Below are 15710 nucleotides of genomic sequence, written 5' to 3'. Positions count from 1 at the left end.
AACCGATTCTGTACCCCCTCCGGCTCCCCACACATCTCCATGGGGGCGCTATGGACATGACATGTCATGAGCTCTTAAATCTCAGTCACGTCCGCGCCACCCCACGCCTCGAAGGCGCCTCCCCAAGGAGACAGATGAGTCGGATACGTCAGCACGTCCGAGGAACCCGTCGTCTCGCCACCGCCGGCATCGCCGTCACCACCGCGACCCTGCTGGCCGCCACCCTCTCCCCCGCCGCGCACGCCGCCGGCCGGCCGACCCGGGCCACCGCCGTCGAGAACGCGGCCTCCGCCCTCGTGGCGCACGCGGCGAGCCTGGGTCTGACCGCCGCCCAGGACACCAGCGTCCGCGATGTCATCGTGGACAAAGACGGCACCCAGCACGTCCGGTACGACCGCACCTACCACCGGCTCCCGGTGCTCGGCGGCGACTTCGTCGTCCACCTGGCCCCCGACGGCGCCTACCACAGCGCCAACCGGGCCACCAGGAGCCCCATATCGCTCTCCTCGATCATCCCCCGGGTGTCGGGCCCCAAGGCCGCCGGCCTCGCGGTGAGCGCCCTGCGTGCCGCCAACCTCGGCGAGACACTGAAGCAGGTGAAGGTCAAGCCGGAGCTGGTCGTCGACGCCCTGCACGGCGCGCCGAAACTCGCCTGGCGCACCAACGCCGTCGGCCTCGACCCGCTCGGCAACCCGGTCGCCCGGACCGTGCTGACCGACGCCCGCACCGGCGCCCAGATCGACGCCTGGGACAGCATCGAGACCGCCGCCGGCGACGGCCAGTCCCTGTACAGCGGGACGGTGCCACTGGAGACGGCCCAGTCCGGATCGTCGTACCAGCTGAAGGACCCGACGCGCGGCAACACGTACACCGGTGACGCCGCCAACAAGACCGACCTGTGCTTCTTCGGCATCTGCTTCAGCCGGGCCCCCGCGACCCTGTTCACGGACGCCGACAACCACTGGGGCACGGCAAGCAACTCCGACCGCTCCTCGGCCGCCGTCGACGCCCAGTACGGCACCAACGAGACCTGGGACTACTACAAGAACGTCCACGGCCGCAGCGGCATCGCGGGCGACGGCAAGGGCTCGTACAACCGCGTCCACTACGGCAGCAACTACAACAACGCCTTCTGGGACGACAGCTGCTTCTGCATGACGTACGGCGACGGTGACGGCAGCACCTTCGGGCCGCTGGTCGCGCTGGACGTGGCCGGGCACGAGATGAGCCACGGGGTGACCTCGAAGACGGCCGCCCTGACCTACTCGGGTGAGTCCGGCGGGCTCAACGAGGCCACCTCCGACATCCTGGGCACGATGGTCGAGTGGTACGCGAACAACCCCTCCGACCCCGGTGACTACCTCATCGGCGAGAAGATCGTCCGCTCCGGTTTCGGCAAGCCCGCCCTGCGCTTCATGGACAAGCCGTCCAAGGACGGCAGCTCTGCGGACTACTGGAGCAGTTCGGTCGGCAACCTCGACGTCCACTACTCCTCGGGCGTCGCCAACCACTTCGCGTACCTGCTCGCGGAGGGCAGCGGCGCGAAGACCATCAACGGGGTGGCCTACGACTCGCCGACCTCCAACGGCTCGACAGTCACCGGCATCGGCCGGGACAAGGTCGGCAAGATCTGGTACAGGGCGCTGACGGTCTACATGACGTCCTCCACGAACTACGCGGGAGCGAGAACGGCGACCCTGAACGCGGCGAAGGACCTGTACGGCGCGGGGAGCACGGAGTACAACGCGGTGGCGGCGGCGTGGAGCGCCGTCAACGTCAACTGAGCCCACAAAACGCCACAGGGCCGGTGCCCGGACGGGCACCGGCCCTGTGCCGCGCACGGCCGTCAGGCGACCGGTTCCGGCTCCTCGGCCACGGACGCGGCGGCCTGTTCCGGCTTGCCGTCCCGCATCACCACCGTGGCCCGCATCACCACCGTGGCCCGGACCGCCGCCGCCGGGACGCCGAGGGCGCTGAACGCGCGGGTGGTCGCCAAGCTGGACGCGGACGGCATCGAGGCGCTGAGCATGCGCAAGCTCGCCGCGCGCCCGAACGCCGGCGCGACCTCCCTCTACCGGCACGCCGCCACCAAGGACGAGCTGATCGAGCCGGCCGTGGACGAGGTCGCCACGGAGATCCGCGTACCGCCCTGCCACGGTCCGGACCGGCGGGCCGCCGTCACCGAGGCGGCGGTCTCCTCGCGCGCGACCGCCCTGCGACACCCCTGGGTGTCCTCGGTGCTCGGCCGGCCCGAACCCCACCACCGAGGCCGGTGCCGCGACCGCGGACCCCGCCGCGTTCCGCGCGGCCGGGTTCAGGTACGCCCTCGAGATCGTCCTCGACGCACTGGCCCTGCGGCTGCCCGGCCAGTGCTGTGACCGGTGTCAGGCGCCCGTGCACCGGCGGAGGCCGGCGAGGGCTGACGGTCTCTCGGTCGGCTGGTGGGCGCCGCGTGCGCCGGTCACCCGTTCACCGGTGGCCGGGGCGCCATTCGTGTTCTTTTCACCGCCGCCCTCGCGCACGCCCATGACCTGCCGGAACGCGGTCCCGCTACGCCGTGTGGGGGCCGCGGGAGGCACCCGTTCACCGCATTCCTGACAGAGTTTCAGGAAGCGGACCGGGCCGAGTGCCACTTACCTCAAAAGGGCAGGGGCGCACCCCTGAACGAGTCGGACAAGCTCTGGGGAGCACCATGCGACGCACCGCCCGTCTGCTGACCGGTACCGCGCTCGCCGTAGCTACGGCGGGACTCGCCACGGCACCGGCCCGCGGCGCCGAAGCAGTACAGACGGCAACCCGCCTGCGGGACGCTCCGGCCGGTGCCGAGACCACGGCCCTGCTCGGTCCCGGGGGCCTCCACACGCTCGCGCTCTCGCCCCCGGCGCGGCCCTTCGGCTCCCTCACCGACAGCCTGCAGGTGTACCCGTCGATGACGGTGCCGGGCAGCCAGGTCACCGTGAACACCGCGGCGTGCGGGGACAAGGGCACGGCGATCGGGGACGCGGGCGCGGTCGGCGCCGGGACCTTCACGCTGGCGCCCAGTACGCACGAGGGCGAGGCGATCGGCCAGTTCCGGGTGCCGCCGAGCGCGCAGCCGGGGACCTACGAGATCGTCGCCCAGTGCGCCGAGGGCTCCAAGCAGGTCACGGGCGACCTGGTGGTGACATTGACCGCGGCGCACGCGCAGGTGCAGCCGCGGGGAAGTGTGAAGACGGGGGTCGGTGGCGCACTCGGCACCGACCCCGCGCAGACCGCGGCGGGTGTGACGGCTCTGGCCGTCGCCGCCGCGGGCGGTACCTGGCTCCTGCATCGCCGGGCGAGAGGCGACGGGATCTGACGGACACCCTCCGCTGTCCGTCCGCCGGTACCGCAAGTCCCCGCCTCCTTCGGGTCCGATGCCCCTCGCGGCCCGGAGGGGGCCGGGGCCCACCTCGGGGACCCGCCCGGGTCCCGCCTCGCAGGGGGTCCGCCTCCGGGAGAGGGGTTCGTATGCGCAGGATCGGGGACACCGCCATAGCCGCGGTCACCGTCGTCGCCCTCGGCTCGGCCGTGTGGCTGCTCGGCGCCGGGACCGCGACACACGCGCCGCCGCAGCCGGCGGCCGCCGAGGGCCGGCCCGACCCGGGTGAGGAACGGCTCACGGCCTCCGCGCTCGAGCCGTCCCCGCCCACCCGCATCCGCATCCCCGCGATCCGCGTGAACGCCCCCCTGATGGGCCTGGCACTCACCCGCTCCGGAAGCCTGGACGTGCCGCCCGCCGAGAAGAAGAACCTCGCCGGCTGGTACGAGGCCGGCACCGCACCCGGTGAGACGGGTACCGCCATCGTCGCGGGTCATGTCGACAACGCCGAGGGCCCTGCCGTCTTCTACGACCTCGGCGCGCTCAAGCGGGGCGCCGTCATCGAGGTGGACCGCGAGGACGGCTCCGTGGCCGTGTTCACCGTGGACGCGGTGGAGGTGTACGCGGCCCGCAACTTCCCCGACGAGAAGGTGTACGGCGCGGCCAAGCGCCCCGAGCTGCGCGTCATCACCTGCGGCGGCGGCTATTCGAAGACCACCGGCTACCAGGGCAACGTGGTGGTGTTCGCCCATCTGACGGGCAGCCGGGCTCTCCCGTCCTAGGGTCTCGGCTGGTTCGTATCGCCTGGTCCGGGCCATCTCACAGGCCTCCCGGGCGCGCGCACGGGACCCTCACACCCTCCGGCCGCCGCCGCTGAGGGCAGCGTTCCTCGTGGGAAACAGGAGTGATGCGGCCGGGTAACGTCGGGGCCGCACGCTGCGATACATGACCTCGAAAACGCGTGTGGTGGTGATCGGCGCCGGCCTCGCGGGCGTACGGCTCGCCCGGCGGCTCGGCGAGCTGGGCACGCCCGCGCTCCTCGTCGGCGACGAGGAGCACCCGCCCTACAACCGGGTCCTGCTCGCCGAGGTGCTGGCCGGCCGGTACGCCCCGGAGGTGATCGCCCTCCCCGCGCCCGGCGGCCACGTACGCACCCGGATCACCGGCATCGACCGCGCGGCACGGCGGCTGCACCGCGCCGACGGCTCACCGATCGCATACGACACACTGGTGCTGGCCACCGGCTCCAACCCCGTGCTGCCGCCGCTGCGCGGCCTGTTCACACCCGGTCGGCAACTCCCCGAGGGCATCCACGCGTTCCGCACGATGGACGACTGCCTGGGGCTGTCCAAGGCGGTACGGCCGGGCGTGCGGGCGGTCGTCGTAGGCGGCGGCCTGCTCGGGGTCTCCGCGGCCCGCGCGCTGGCCGTGCGCGGCGCGCAGGTGGTGCTCGCCCAGCAGGGCGAACGGCTCATGGAGCGCCAGCTCGACCCCAACGCCTCCCGGCTGGTGCTGCGGCACCTGAAGGACCTCGGCGTCGAGGTGCACACCGAGTGCCGGGTGCGGGACGTGCGCTCGGTCGGCGGCGCGGTCCGCTCCGTGGAGCTGGCCGACGGGTACGCGCTCGACGCCGACGTCGTGGTCCTCGCCTGCGGAGTACGGCCGCGCACGGGCCTCGCCGAACAGGCGGGCCTCGCCGTCCACAAGGGCATCCTCGTCGACGACGAACTGCGCACCTGCGACCCGCACATCCACGCCATCGGCGACTGCGCCCAGCACGACGGGACGCTGTACGGTCTCGCCGCCCCGGCCCTCGAACAGGCCGACGCCCTGGCCGAGCTGCTCGCGGGCGACCCGAACGCCCGCTACACCGGCACCCGTTCCCTGACCCGGCTGACCCTCACCGGTCCCGGCTCCCCGTTCGACCTCGCCGCGTTCGGTGAGACCGAGGCCCGCCCGGGCGACGACGTGGTGCAGCTCACCGACGCCACCCGGGGCACCTACCGCAAGGTGGTCGTCCGCGACGACCGCCTGGTCGGCGGGGTGCTCGTCGGCGAACTCGGCACCGTCGGCGCGCTCGCCCGCGCCTGGGAGGGAGCAGAGCCGCTCCCGTCGGACGGCCCCTTGCTCCACCTGCTCACCAACGATGGAGGCTCCTGAATGACCGCCACCCCGGGGGCCACCCCCACGATCGTGCTCGTCGGCCACGGCATGGTCGGCCAGCGCTTCCTCGAAGCGCTCGCCGAGCGCGGCCTGACCGCCACGCACCGCGTGGTCGTGCTGTGCGAGGAGCCGCGTCCTGCCTACGACCGCGTCCAGCTGACCTCGTACTTCTCGGGCAAGACGCCCGAGGACCTCTCCATGACCGACCTGGAGTTCATCAAGGACCACGGCATCGAGCTGTACGTCGGCGACCCGGCGGAGACCATCGACCGCGAGGCGAAGAAGGTGACCGCCCGCTCGGGCCTGGTCGTCGACTACGACGTCCTGGTCCTGGCCACCGGCTCCTACCCGTTCGTGCCGCCGGTGCCGAACAAGGACGCCACCGGCTGTTTCGTCTACCGCACGATCGAGGACCTGCTCGCCATCGAGGAGTACGCCCGGACTCGCGCCACGACCGGTGCGGTGGTCGGCGGCGGTCTGCTCGGCCTGGAGGCCGCGGGTGCGCTCAAGGGTCTCGGACTCACCTCGCACATCGTGGAGTTCGCGCCGCGCCTGATGCCGGTGCAGGTGGACGAGGGCGGTGGCGCGGCCCTGCTGCGAACCATCGAGGACATGGGCCTGACGGTCCACACCGGCGTGGGTACCCAGGAGATCGTGACGGACGCCTCGGGCGCCGTCACCGGCATGAAGCTGTCCGACGGGTCCGAACTCGCCACCGATCTCGTGGTGTTCAGCGCCGGTGTCCGCCCCCGCGACCAGCTGGCGCGCGACTGCGGCCTGGCGGTCGGCGAGCGCGGCGGCATCACCGTCGACGAGCAGTGCCGTACGGTCACCGACCCGCACGTGTTCGCGATCGGCGAGTGCGCGCTGGCCGCGGACGGCCGGGTGTACGGCCTGGTGGCCCCGGGTTACGAGCAGGCCGGGACGGCCGCCGCGACCATTGCGGAGGACGAGGCGTCCTTCACCGGCGCCGACCTCTCCACCAAGCTGAAGCTGCTCGGCGTGGACGTGGCGTCCTTCGGCGACGCGCACGGCACCGCCGAGGACTGCCTGGACGTCGTCTACTCCGACTCCCGCGCCGGCCTGTACAAGAAGCTGGTCATCGGCCGCGACGGCACGCTGCTCGGCGGCATCCTGGTCGGCGACGCGGAGGCGTACGGCACCCTGCGCGCCCTGACCGGTTCGGTGCCCCCGATCTCCCCCGAGTCCCTCGTCCTGCCCGCCGGAGCGGACTCGGGGGCCCAGCTCGGGCCGTCCGCCCTGCCGGACGAGGCGATCATCTGCTCCTGTCACAACGTCAGCAAGGGCACGATCCGGGGCGCGGTCACCGAGCACCGGTGCACGACCGTGCCCGAGGTGAAGAAGTGCACCAAGGCCGGTACCGGGTGCGGCAGTTGCGTCAAGGTGCTCGGCCGGCTCGTCGACGCCGAGCTGGAGGCGAGCGGCGTCGAGGTCGACAAGGGCCTGTGCGGCTGCTTCGCGCAGACCCGCGAGGAGCTGTACGAGATCGTCCTGACCCTGCGCATCACGTCGTACCAGGACCTGCTGGACCGGTACGGCCGCGAGGGCGCCCGGGGCGGCGACGGCTGCGAGGTCTGCAAGCCGGCCGTCGGCTCGATCATCGCCTCCCTCGCCCCGACGATCGGCGCGAGCGGCTACGTCCTGGACGGGGAGCAGGCGGCCCTGCAGGACACCAACGACCACTTCCTCGCCAACCTGCAGAAGAACGGCTCGTACTCGGTCGTGCCCCGCATCCCCGGCGGGGAGATCGCGCCCGAGAAGCTGATCGTGATCGGTGAGATCGCCCGCGACTTCGGCCTCTACACGAAGATCACCGGCGGTCAGCGGATCGACATGTTCGGCGCACGCGTGGAACAACTGCCACTGATCTGGGCGCGACTGGTGGACGCCGGCTTCGAGTCGGGGCACGCGTACGGCAAGGCGCTGCGCACCGTGAAGTCGTGCGTGGGCCAGACCTGGTGCCGCTACGGCGTCCAGGACTCCGTCCGCATGGCGATCGACCTGGAGCTGCGCTACCGGGGACTGCGCTCCCCGCACAAGCTGAAGTCGGCGGTCTCCGGCTGCCAGCGCGAGTGCGCCGAGGCCCAGTCGAAGGACTTCGGTGTGATCGCCACCGCCAACGGCTGGAACCTGTACGTCGGCGGCAACGGCGGCGCGACCCCGCGCCACGCGGACCTGCTGGCGCAGGACCTGTCCGATGCCGAACTCGTCCGGCTGATCGACCGGTTCCTGATGTTCTACATCCGCACCGCCGAGCGTCTGGAGCGCACCTCGACCTGGCTGGAGCGGATCCCGGGCGGCCTGGACCACGTACGGGACGTCGTGGTGCACGACTCGCTCGGCATCTGCGACGAGCTGGAGCAGCTGATGCGGGCCCACGTCGCGCACTACCGCGACGAGTGGGCCGAGACCGTCAACGACCCGGAGAAGCTGGCCCGGTTCGTGTCCTTCGTGAACGCGCCGGACACCCCGGACCCGGTGGTCGCCTTCGTTCCCGAACGCGACCAGATGAAGCCCGACCTCCCGCTGCTGTCCATCGGCATGCGACCCGCTGAAGACGTCCTGGAAGGAAGCGCCCAGCGATGACCCTGGCACTCGAGACGACCGACCTGAAGGTCCAACTCCGCATGGAGAAGCGTTGGTTCACCGTCTGTGACCTGCATCGGCTGGCACCCGGACGCGGGGTGGCCGCCCTGCTGCCGGACGGCCGCCAGGTGGCCGTGTTCCGGGACCGGTCGGACCGGCTGTACGCCATCGACAACCGCGACCCGTTCACCGGGGCGGCGGTCCTCTCCCGCGGCCTCACCGGCAGCCACCAGGGCCGCCCGTTCGTGGCGTCCCCGCTGCTGAAGCAGCGCTTCGAGCTGGAGACCGGGCAGTGCCTGGACGACGAGTCCGTGCGGGTGCCGACGTACGACGTGCGGTCGGTCTAGATATCTCGACTGACCATTCCGGCCGAGGGTGAGCGCGCCGGGGGGCACGCTCCCCCTCGGCCGGATCTCCACGAGCGCGCGGGGGGCCACGCTCCCCTCGGCCGGGCCTCCACCACCGAGGAGGTCGCCGCCGTTCTTGAGCAGGGCGCGGTGGCGGTCTGCCGCGGTACCGGGCACCCGGCGTCGTCGCCTCCCCGCGCCGCGCTGACGAAGGGTGCGTTGCGGCCGTACGTCACTCTTCGAGGGCGCCGAAATCCACGCCGCTCAGCCGCACCGACGCCTCCCACAGCCTGACCGCGACCCTGTCGTCGAGGGTCCACGGAGCCCGCCAGGACAGCGCCGGCGCACCCCGCCACATCGCGAAGGACGGCCCGAAGAACGAGTCGGGCCGCACATCGGGGGCGGTCGCCGCGTACAACGTGGGCAGGGCGCCCGCCTCCGCCGTCTGCGCGAAGACCCGGTTGCCGATCTCCATGACCCGCTCGGCACCCCGGCGCCCCTCGGCACGCGGTCCGGCCGTCTGAAGGTTGGTTGCGGCGTAACCGGGATGGGCGGCGGCCGCGACGAGGTCCGCCTCGCGGTCGGCGAGCCTGCGCGCCAGCTCGTGCGTGAAGAGGAGGTTCGCGGTCTTGGACCGGGCGTAGGCGATCCACCGCCGGTAGCGGCGCTCGCTGTTGAGGTCGCTGATGTCGATGCCGGCGAGGGCGTGCATCACGCTGGAGACGGTGACGACACGGGCGCCCGGCGTGGCCAGCAAGGCTGGCAACAGCAGTCCGGTGAGCGCGAAGTGCCCCAGGTGATTGACCCCGAACTGCGTCTCGAACCCGTCCGCCGTCGTCCCGTACGGGGGTGCCATCACGCCGGCGTTGTTGACCAGCAGGTCGAGCCGCTCGTACGCCAGCCGGCCCGCGAAGTCCCGCACGGACCGCAGGTCCCCGAGGTCGAGCCGGGCGAGCTCGACGGACGCCCGGGGCACTTCCCCGAGGAGACGCCCGACCGCCTCCCCGCCCCGCGTCCCGCTTCTGCAGGCGAGCACCACCCGGGCCCCCTTGCGGGCCAGCTCGCGGGCGGTGACGTACCCGAGCCCGCTGTTGGCTCCGGTGGCGACGGCGACGCGCCCGGTCTGGTCCGGCAGGTCGCGTGTGTGCCATCCGGGCATGCGCCGAACTCCTGTCCACGAAGGGAGGTTGAACATGTCACCTTTGATCCGCTGGAAACCAGCGGATCCGCAGGACGGCGTCGTCGCAGCGCACGATCTCCAGCTCCCGCTCCCGCTCGCGCCCGTCGCCCCCGGGAAAGGAGACGCAGGATGACGGTCGATTGCGAGGGCAACGCGCCGAACGGCGACAAGTCGTGAGCTACATGGACCACACCGACGACGCGGCCATGTTCATGTTCACCAAGGGCCAGGCGGCCCGCATGGACGCCGCCCCCGACCACGCCCGCCTGCCGCTCACCCGCCAGGCCGTGCTCGTGCGGCGGCACGCCGGAGGGGCGGCACCCCCGCACAGGGTGTAAGAGCAACACCCTGAGCTGGGGACTCGGAGTCTGCCGCCCCGGCTCGGGCACTCTCAGGGCACATCGTTCAGCTTCAGCGCGGCCTCAGACGTTCAGCGTGATCGTTCGACGGGTTGGCGGCGTCTCATCTGTACCCGCTTCGGCGTCGCCCCGTTCGCAGCACGAGGGCTTCGACGCGAGGGACGCGCTCTTATGATCGAGTCGCAGGCGCTCGACTCGCAGTGAAGGTACGCATGAGGCGGCGACCGTCTTGCAAGACGCGATAACAGATTCAGTGGTCGTTGTTCGGCCCTCCTCTTCCGAGCGCCTTCACCTCCTGCATTAGATGTGCCGCTTCAGAGGTCGAAGCGGCACGCTCAATCCTATGTATCTCCCCTCCCTTAGCCTCTTCGATAAGAATCAGATTCACCTCGTCAATCCAGCCGGGCGATCGCCGCCGCTCCTGCATCTCGGCGGTCTGCTGCTCTCGCTTGACCGAACGCTTTTCACCAACTCGGGTAAGTACGACCCCACCGATGGAGGTGACTGAGCCGAGTCCCGCGACAATTAGAGCAGTTACCGTATTCATCTGCTACGCGCCTCCGACCAGACGGCGAAGCTCCCGACAAGAACCGATAGAGCGAATGTTACGATAGAGGCCCACGCTATCGTGGGAGAATCACTTATTGTGTACCCGTTCTCATCGTGAGCGCGAACATCCCCGTACCATCCGATACTAACTAGCATAACCAATATCGCGCCGGCGCCAATGAATATAGGACCGATAACCTCCAGCCAGTTGAACTCCTTCAACTGACCATTGGCGGCCGCCACGAGCCTACTTCCATACCCAAGGAGAATATCACCGAGGCCACCCACCAGGATGATGGCAGATATCAAAAAGAGGTCACCACCCCCAACAATCGAATAGAAGGAAATTTCATCACCATTATTCGATGCAGCGTAGGTAGCAACTATGAGAGGGAATGCGGCGGCAATGGCAACACAGATGAGCCATGTAGCCACAATGACTCGGGCGCTCACTTGGCGCACTGGGGAAGGCATTGCCGATAACCCACTCTCACACTGACTTGCAACCCGTCTCATGGTCGACCTAACGGGACCCTGCGCCCCCACTAGCCTAAGTCAGAGCGCGCGGGGCCGCTCGCTGCACGAAGAGCCGAGCACAGACAGTGCCCCCAAGAAACGGAGCTTGGTTCCGCCCGGCTCGCACCCCGCCGGATGCCACGGCGAGTGACGGGCCTCGCTGCACCCGGAGGGCACAGCGGATTCGAACAGGTCCAACGGTAACCAACGCGAACAGGCGCCGCTCCGCTCAGTAAGCGGCTAGGCGAGACGCACCGGGGGATGATGCATGGAGGGGCGACACCCGCAGATTCCAAGAGCGACGCCGTCTGCGGGGATTCGCCATCCGCCGCCCCTCCTAGGGCACTCTCAGTGCACATCACCCAGCGCCGCCTCCATGATGGCGGCGGTCCGGTCCTCCTCTGCCTCCCACAAGTGTGTGTAGACATTCAGCGTGATCGAGGGCTTAGCATGACCAAGCCTCATCTGCACCTGCTTCGGCGTCGCCCCGTTCTTGATCAGCACCGAGGCGTAGAAATGCCGCAGATCGTGAAGCGTGGTGTCCTCAGGGACACGAACCTTGCTGCCCGACTTCTCCAGGTAAGCGTTCGCTCGCTTGACATTCCGGGCCCACACCTTCGCCCAACTCCCGCGCCGAATTGCTCCCCCGGTCTCGCTGGTGTACAGCAACCGAGCATGGCGCCATACAGGCTTCCTGGGGTTTTTCCGGTCCTCGATGTACACGACCTGCGGCGGGAACTTCTCGCGATGCCGGGCGATCTCGTTTACGACCGAGCGTCCCTGAGGAACAGGCCGATAGCTTTGCCTGGTCTTCGGTTCCCCGAGGTACGGGACCCCCTTGTCGGGACCGATCAACTGTTGTTTGACCGTCACAGTCTCAGCAGGCTCCTCGTCCTCCAGCCCGAACAGCTCACCTTGCCGTAGACCGGTGGACGCAGCTTGCCTAACCAGAGCGCGGTATCGGGGAGACGCGGTCACGATGAGCGCCCTCACTGCTTCCGGATGAAGCGGGTGGATCTCTGGATAGAAGACCTCCGGCGGCTTCAGTCCCTCCCATGGGTACTTCGGAATGATCCCCTCTTGGTGAGCCATCTTCAGGATGCTGGTGCAGACGTTCCATGGCGTCGCAAAGGTCGACGGAGCGATGACGGCCGACCGTTCTTTGATCCACCTCTGTCCGTCTGCCCGCTCAATTCGTCCGATCGCCCGATCACCGAACGTCGGATAGATGTGCAGCCGTAGGGCCCGCTCTACGTTCGTCTCGGTTCGCTCGCGGTGTACGGCTGTCTCCTGCCAGCGTTCGGCGATGGCCCTGAACTTCTGCTTGCCCAACTCCCGGTTCACGAAGGTGCCGGTGTCGAGTTCAGCCGTCACCTTGGCGGCACGGGAGTCCGCGGCACTCTTCTTCTCAAAGTTCTCCTTGCACTGCTTGCCGGACAAGTCCCGGTAGCGCACCTGCCAACGTTTCCCTGTGCCGTGATCGACACTGGGATACAGCGTCTGCGTCTTGCTGCTGTGCGCTTCGCACGGCTCAGCGTCGGCCGGCGGTCGGGAGAGGTGCCAACGGTCGTACACGTCAGCCATCAGATCCCTCCCCCTCAGAGCAAGCTGAGTCAGCCATGAGGTGGGGTTCGTTGCTGTTTCGGGTCATGCTGCGCGTCGGCCTCCGATCTCCTCTGCGTCGTACTTGTCGAGCGCGGCAGCGTCGTACAGAACATGTCGACCACGCCTCATGAAGCACTGCGGGCCGGTTCCGGCGTAGCGCCAGTAGCGGACGGTTGCAGGCGAGGTTCGGTAGCGCTCAGCGACTTCCGCGGTCGTTAGGTACCTCTTCATGGCGTCCTTCCTGTCGGGAAGGGGAGAGAGCGAGTCCCGCCCCGGGTTGCCGGGCTGTGTCCGAGGTGCGGATGTCTGCGTCACAGCGTCACCCGCGTCACGCAGGCTGCTGGCCTGCGGGTTTGGGGTGACGCAGAGGGGTGGGGGTGCGTCACGCGTGACGCAGGTGACGCAGGTGACGCAGAGGGGGGCCGTCTGCGTCACGCCTGTCTGCGCAGGTCACCCGCCGTTTTCCAAGATCGTGTGACGCTGTGACGCAGCGTTCCCCTACTTAGGAAAAAAGAGGGGGGTGTCTGTGGTGGTGCGGTGCGGCTCAGGGCGTGAAGAAGGAGCCGCTTCGCGGCGCGACCTTGGGCGGCGCGAGCGCCGAACAGCAAGAGGAGCACGCCTGTCACGTGGTGCTCCTCTTGCTGTTCGGCCGTGGCGCCGGTCACAAGGCCTGCTGCTCGTGCGGTGGCGCGGCCTGAGTGCGGGTCATGACGATGTAGCGGCCCTCTCGGGTGCGGCCCGAGTCGATGGTGACGCCCCGGGCTGCGAGGGTGGGCTGTAGCCGCTTGAGCCGGTCGGAGAGCACCTTTCCCGTAGTCGGCCAGCCCTTGGGCAGGGAGCGGAAGTCGTCGCCGGTGTAGACGCGGCTGAGGCAGTGCAGCCACTCCGTGGATGTCATCCGCTGCTCGGCACCCGTGTCCAGGCCGGCGGCGTGCGCGAGCACGGTCTGAGCCAGGAGGTCGCCCTCGATGACATCGTCGTTGAGGTCGTCCAGGCTGGCCCGGTAGGCGGTGAGAGCCCCGAGGCCGGTGGCCGCGTCGAGCTGCGCGCAGAGGTGCGCGAAGTCCGCCATCCGCAGGTCCGTGGGGGTCTCCGCCTCCACCGCCCGCACCTTGACCGTCAGGTCCAGGAGCGAGCCGAGGACCACGGGCAGCACCTCCGCGTACTCGGTCCACAGCTCATCCTCGGTGCGTCGCACCCGGGGCCGCTCCAGCCGCAATGGCAGTAGCCGTTCCGCCAGGTCGGGGCGGATGACACCGACGTCGATTCCGGTCAGGAGCAGGGGGCGGCGGTAGCCGACGCGGAAGACGTCCCCGTCGGTGAACAGGGCGCGTTTGACGTTCTCGGCTCCGGTGACGATGCAGCACATGGCGTCGGACAGGTCCGGGCTCATGTGGGACAGGTTGTCCAGGGCGGTCACCCAGCCGGCCGCCACCGCGGCGAGCAGGTTCTCTTCATCCTTCGGGGCCCGGCGCAGGTCACCGGTCATTCCCTCGATGATCCGCACCAGCATCCGCCCGCCGGTGGATTTCCCCGCGCCCTGCGGACCGGTGAGGAACGGCGCCGGCACCGGCACGGACGGACCGAGGCACCCGACCAGCCACGCGATGGCCAGGCACTCGGTCTCGGCGGTGGCGAAGTTGCACAGCCGCATCAGCAGGTCGATGCCCTTGCCGTCGCTGTTCTTGACCGGCATCGGGAGTTCCCCGGTGAGCTGGGTGCGCCGCCAGCACACCTCACGCGGGTCGGGGACGGCGATGTCCCAGCCGGTGGGGTGGATACGCACGGACTGCCCGTCGGCGCGTCCCAGGTCCAACCAGGTGGCTCCGTCGAACCCCGGGGCGACGCGGATGTGCACGGGCTGCACGTCCTCGGTGAGCGCGAGTGCTTCGATCAAGTCCAGTGCTTCCTTGAGTGCGGTGCCGTTGAACACGCCGCGCCCGTCCCGGAACAGGCCCACCATGAGTTCCTGGCGGTGGCTGCCGGTCGTGCCCTGGGAACGGATCGGGCGTGCCACGGGGTGGCCGTTGCGCTGCGCGTACACGGTCCCGTCCGCCGTGCGGAAGTACCGGAAGTGCGCCTGCGCGTAGTCGGTGATGACCTCGCGGGCGGGGCTCTTGTCGTCCTCGGACATAGTCACAGTCCCAACGTGGTCAGAGCGTTGGTCCACGCGTCAGTGCAGTGCCGGGGAGATTCGCCCTTGGCCTGAGCGGCGGCGAACAGCCGCGTGACATGGTCCTCGGTGAGGCAGCCGCACCGGCCGTGCGTCGACAGCACCGCGAGGAACGTCCGGTACACGGTCGCGTGGACCGCACTCCGAGCCTCACTGATCCGCTGCACAGCCATGCCGATACCCCGGTCAAGATAGACGGTCGTGCGGTGCGGGCACTCGCCCCCACGTCCCCCCAAAGCCGCTGTGAGCCTCTGTGGCGCCCTACGGGCCGTAGCCGGTTCCTTCACTCCCAGCGCGCGCACAGCGTCCGGGAGAACGGCCGTCGCACCCACGCCCCGACCCAGCCAACGGGCGTACGCCATACGAGACTTGATGTCGACGCCGGGCCGTACGGCGTTCGAGGACGACATGGTGCCCCGGTAGATCCAGTGCTCACCCCGGGTGGTGGTCACGGTCCGGGTCGCGGGCAGGCTCTCGCGGGCCCACTGAACGGCGGCGGGGTTGTCGAGGTCGACCACGCTCACGCCGGCGCCGCCGGGGTGGTAGGCGACCGCCGCCGCATGCCGCCACGCAGCCGCCCACGCGCGGGAGGTGATGACGTACGGGTCGGTGGTGGCGGCGGCCCAGCCGTGGCAGGGCGCCGAGCAGGTGCAGGGGCCGGGAATCTTCATGTTCGGCCGACCGCCGCACGCGTTTTCCGCGCAGCGACGGCAGTTACCGAAGGGCACCTTCCCGGCTCGTAACGGCATCACCGGCACGCCGGAGGCTGCTAGGCAGAGAGCAGCACGCAAGTGCTCTCCCCGAACGTCGGTCGGTTGCGTCATGCTGAAGACCTCCACAGGTCTGTTGACGGCAGGTGGACAAGGGCGGC

16 protein-coding genes are annotated in these 15710 nt (G+C 69.7%); 8 read left to right on the top strand and 8 right to left on the bottom strand.

Translation table 11 applies throughout. The features are described 5' to 3' along the window. The first annotated feature begins 134 nt into the window (after positions 1-134). Positions 135-1784 carry a M4 family metallopeptidase gene (locus tag ACFZDC_RS19665; RefSeq protein ID WP_391325388.1) on the top strand — a complete coding sequence of 550 codons (1650 nt, stop codon included), beginning with the start codon at positions 135-137 and terminating at the stop codon, positions 1782-1784. A gap of 62 nt (positions 1785-1846) precedes the next feature. On the opposite strand, the gene ACFZDC_RS19660 is transcribed toward ACFZDC_RS19665, so the two are convergent. Further along, positions 1847-1996, bottom strand: coding sequence for a hypothetical protein (locus tag ACFZDC_RS19660; protein WP_391325386.1), 150 nt, complete (start codon positions 1994-1996; stop codon positions 1847-1849). Here ACFZDC_RS19660 and ACFZDC_RS19655 point away from each other — a divergent pair. The 6 genes from ACFZDC_RS19655 (at position 1986) to nirD (ending at position 8457) form a co-directional block, all read left to right on the top strand. Next, on the top strand, positions 1986-2378 hold the full coding sequence (locus ACFZDC_RS19655; protein WP_391325384.1) for a TetR family transcriptional regulator: 393 nt from the start codon (positions 1986-1988) through the stop codon (positions 2376-2378). The genes ACFZDC_RS19660 and ACFZDC_RS19655 overlap by 11 nt on opposite strands. Positions 2379-2692: 314 nt before the next feature. Then, positions 2693-3337 (top strand): hypothetical protein, encoded by a 645-nt coding sequence (locus ACFZDC_RS19650; protein ID WP_391325382.1) that lies wholly within the window; start codon positions 2693-2695, stop codon positions 3335-3337. A 152-nt stretch (positions 3338-3489) separates the two neighbouring features. After that, positions 3490-4122 carry a class F sortase gene (locus tag ACFZDC_RS19645; RefSeq protein WP_391325380.1) on the top strand — a complete coding sequence of 211 codons (633 nt, stop codon included), beginning with the start codon at positions 3490-3492 and terminating at the stop codon, positions 4120-4122. Positions 4123-4285: 163 nt separating this feature from the next. Next, on the top strand, positions 4286-5500 hold the full coding sequence (locus ACFZDC_RS19640; protein ID WP_391325378.1) for an FAD-dependent oxidoreductase: 1215 nt from the start codon (positions 4286-4288) through the stop codon (positions 5498-5500). Beyond that, a complete protein-coding gene (gene nirB, locus ACFZDC_RS19635; RefSeq protein WP_391325376.1) occupies positions 5501-8110 on the top strand; it encodes a nitrite reductase large subunit NirB in 2610 nt (869 codons plus the stop codon). Then, the gene (gene nirD / locus ACFZDC_RS19630) at positions 8107-8457 is read left to right on the top strand and encodes a nitrite reductase small subunit NirD (protein WP_391325374.1); all 351 of its coding nucleotides are present in this window, start codon (positions 8107-8109) and stop codon (positions 8455-8457) included. The genes nirB and nirD overlap by 4 nt, the downstream gene beginning before the upstream one ends. Positions 8458-8689: 232 nt before the next feature. Here nirD and ACFZDC_RS19625 read toward each other — a convergent pair whose 3' ends face one another. Beyond that, positions 8690-9616, bottom strand: coding sequence for an oxidoreductase (locus ACFZDC_RS19625; protein ID WP_391325372.1), 927 nt, complete (start codon positions 9614-9616; stop codon positions 8690-8692). 194 nt (positions 9617-9810) lie between these two features. Here ACFZDC_RS19625 and ACFZDC_RS19620 point away from each other — a divergent pair, with 194 nt between their 5' ends. Next, positions 9811-9975, top strand: coding sequence for a hypothetical protein (locus tag ACFZDC_RS19620; protein ID WP_391325371.1), 165 nt, complete (start codon positions 9811-9813; stop codon positions 9973-9975). Between the two features lie 271 nt (positions 9976-10246). Here ACFZDC_RS19620 and ACFZDC_RS19615 read toward each other — a convergent pair whose 3' ends face one another. From ACFZDC_RS19615 to ACFZDC_RS19590, 6 genes are all read right to left on the bottom strand, one after another. Further along, complete coding sequence (locus ACFZDC_RS19615; RefSeq protein ID WP_391325369.1) at positions 10247-10543, bottom strand: hypothetical protein; 297 nt, start codon at positions 10541-10543, stop codon at positions 10247-10249. Then, positions 10540-10998, bottom strand: a complete 459-nt coding sequence (locus tag ACFZDC_RS19610) for a hypothetical protein (RefSeq protein WP_391325367.1) — start codon at positions 10996-10998, stop codon at positions 10540-10542. Before ACFZDC_RS19610 ends, ACFZDC_RS19615 begins: the two co-directional genes overlap by 4 nt. Before the next feature lie 411 nt (positions 10999-11409). Continuing rightward, positions 11410-12645: a tyrosine-type recombinase/integrase gene (locus ACFZDC_RS19605; protein WP_391325365.1), complete on the bottom strand. Its 1236-nt coding sequence runs from the start codon at positions 12643-12645 to the stop codon at positions 11410-11412. Between the two features lie 63 nt (positions 12646-12708). Continuing rightward, positions 12709-12897, bottom strand: a complete 189-nt coding sequence (locus tag ACFZDC_RS19600; RefSeq protein ID WP_391325363.1) for a helix-turn-helix domain-containing protein — start codon at positions 12895-12897, stop codon at positions 12709-12711. A 430-nt stretch (positions 12898-13327) separates the two neighbouring features. Further along, positions 13328-14800, bottom strand: coding sequence for an ATP-binding protein (locus tag ACFZDC_RS19595; protein WP_391325652.1), 1473 nt, complete (start codon positions 14798-14800; stop codon positions 13328-13330). Between the two features lie 2 nt (positions 14801-14802). Further along, complete coding sequence (locus ACFZDC_RS19590) at positions 14803-15663, bottom strand: bifunctional DNA primase/polymerase (RefSeq protein ID WP_391325361.1); 861 nt, start codon at positions 15661-15663, stop codon at positions 14803-14805. Positions 15664-15710 lie beyond the last annotated feature (47 nt).

Origin of the sequence: Streptomyces sp. NPDC007905 (assembly GCF_042959345.1) — a bacterium.
Classification (GTDB): domain Bacteria; phylum Actinomycetota; class Actinomycetes; order Streptomycetales; family Streptomycetaceae; genus Streptomyces.
The sequence above is the reverse complement of the archived record's forward strand: the minus strand, read 5'-3'. Positions and strand labels throughout refer to the sequence as shown.

Coding starts and splice junctions, on each gene's coding strand:
- ACFZDC_RS19665 (WP_391325388.1), top strand. CDS start 135: ATGAGTCGGATACGTCAGCACGTCCGAGGAACCCGTCGTCTCGCCACC.
- ACFZDC_RS19650 (WP_391325382.1), top strand. CDS start 2,693: ATGCGACGCACCGCCCGTCTGCTGACCGGTACCGCGCTCGCCGTAGCT.
- ACFZDC_RS19645 (WP_391325380.1), top strand. CDS start 3,490: ATGCGCAGGATCGGGGACACCGCCATAGCCGCGGTCACCGTCGTCGCC.
- ACFZDC_RS19640 (WP_391325378.1), top strand. CDS start 4,286: ATGACCTCGAAAACGCGTGTGGTGGTGATCGGCGCCGGCCTCGCGGGC.
- nirB (WP_391325376.1), top strand. CDS start 5,501: ATGACCGCCACCCCGGGGGCCACCCCCACGATCGTGCTCGTCGGCCAC.
- nirD (WP_391325374.1), top strand. CDS start 8,107: ATGACCCTGGCACTCGAGACGACCGACCTGAAGGTCCAACTCCGCATG.
- ACFZDC_RS19625 (WP_391325372.1), bottom strand. CDS start 9,616: ATGCCCGGATGGCACACACGCGACCTGCCGGACCAGACCGGGCGCGTC.
- ACFZDC_RS19615 (WP_391325369.1), bottom strand. CDS start 10,543: ATGAATACGGTAACTGCTCTAATTGTCGCGGGACTCGGCTCAGTCACC.
- ACFZDC_RS19605 (WP_391325365.1), bottom strand. CDS start 12,645: ATGGCTGACGTGTACGACCGTTGGCACCTCTCCCGACCGCCGGCCGAC.
- ACFZDC_RS19600 (WP_391325363.1), bottom strand. CDS start 12,897: ATGAAGAGGTACCTAACGACCGCGGAAGTCGCTGAGCGCTACCGAACC.
- ACFZDC_RS19595 (WP_391325652.1), bottom strand. CDS start 14,800: ATGTCCGAGGACGACAAGAGCCCCGCCCGCGAGGTCATCACCGACTAC.
- ACFZDC_RS19590 (WP_391325361.1), bottom strand. CDS start 15,663: ATGACGCAACCGACCGACGTTCGGGGAGAGCACTTGCGTGCTGCTCTC.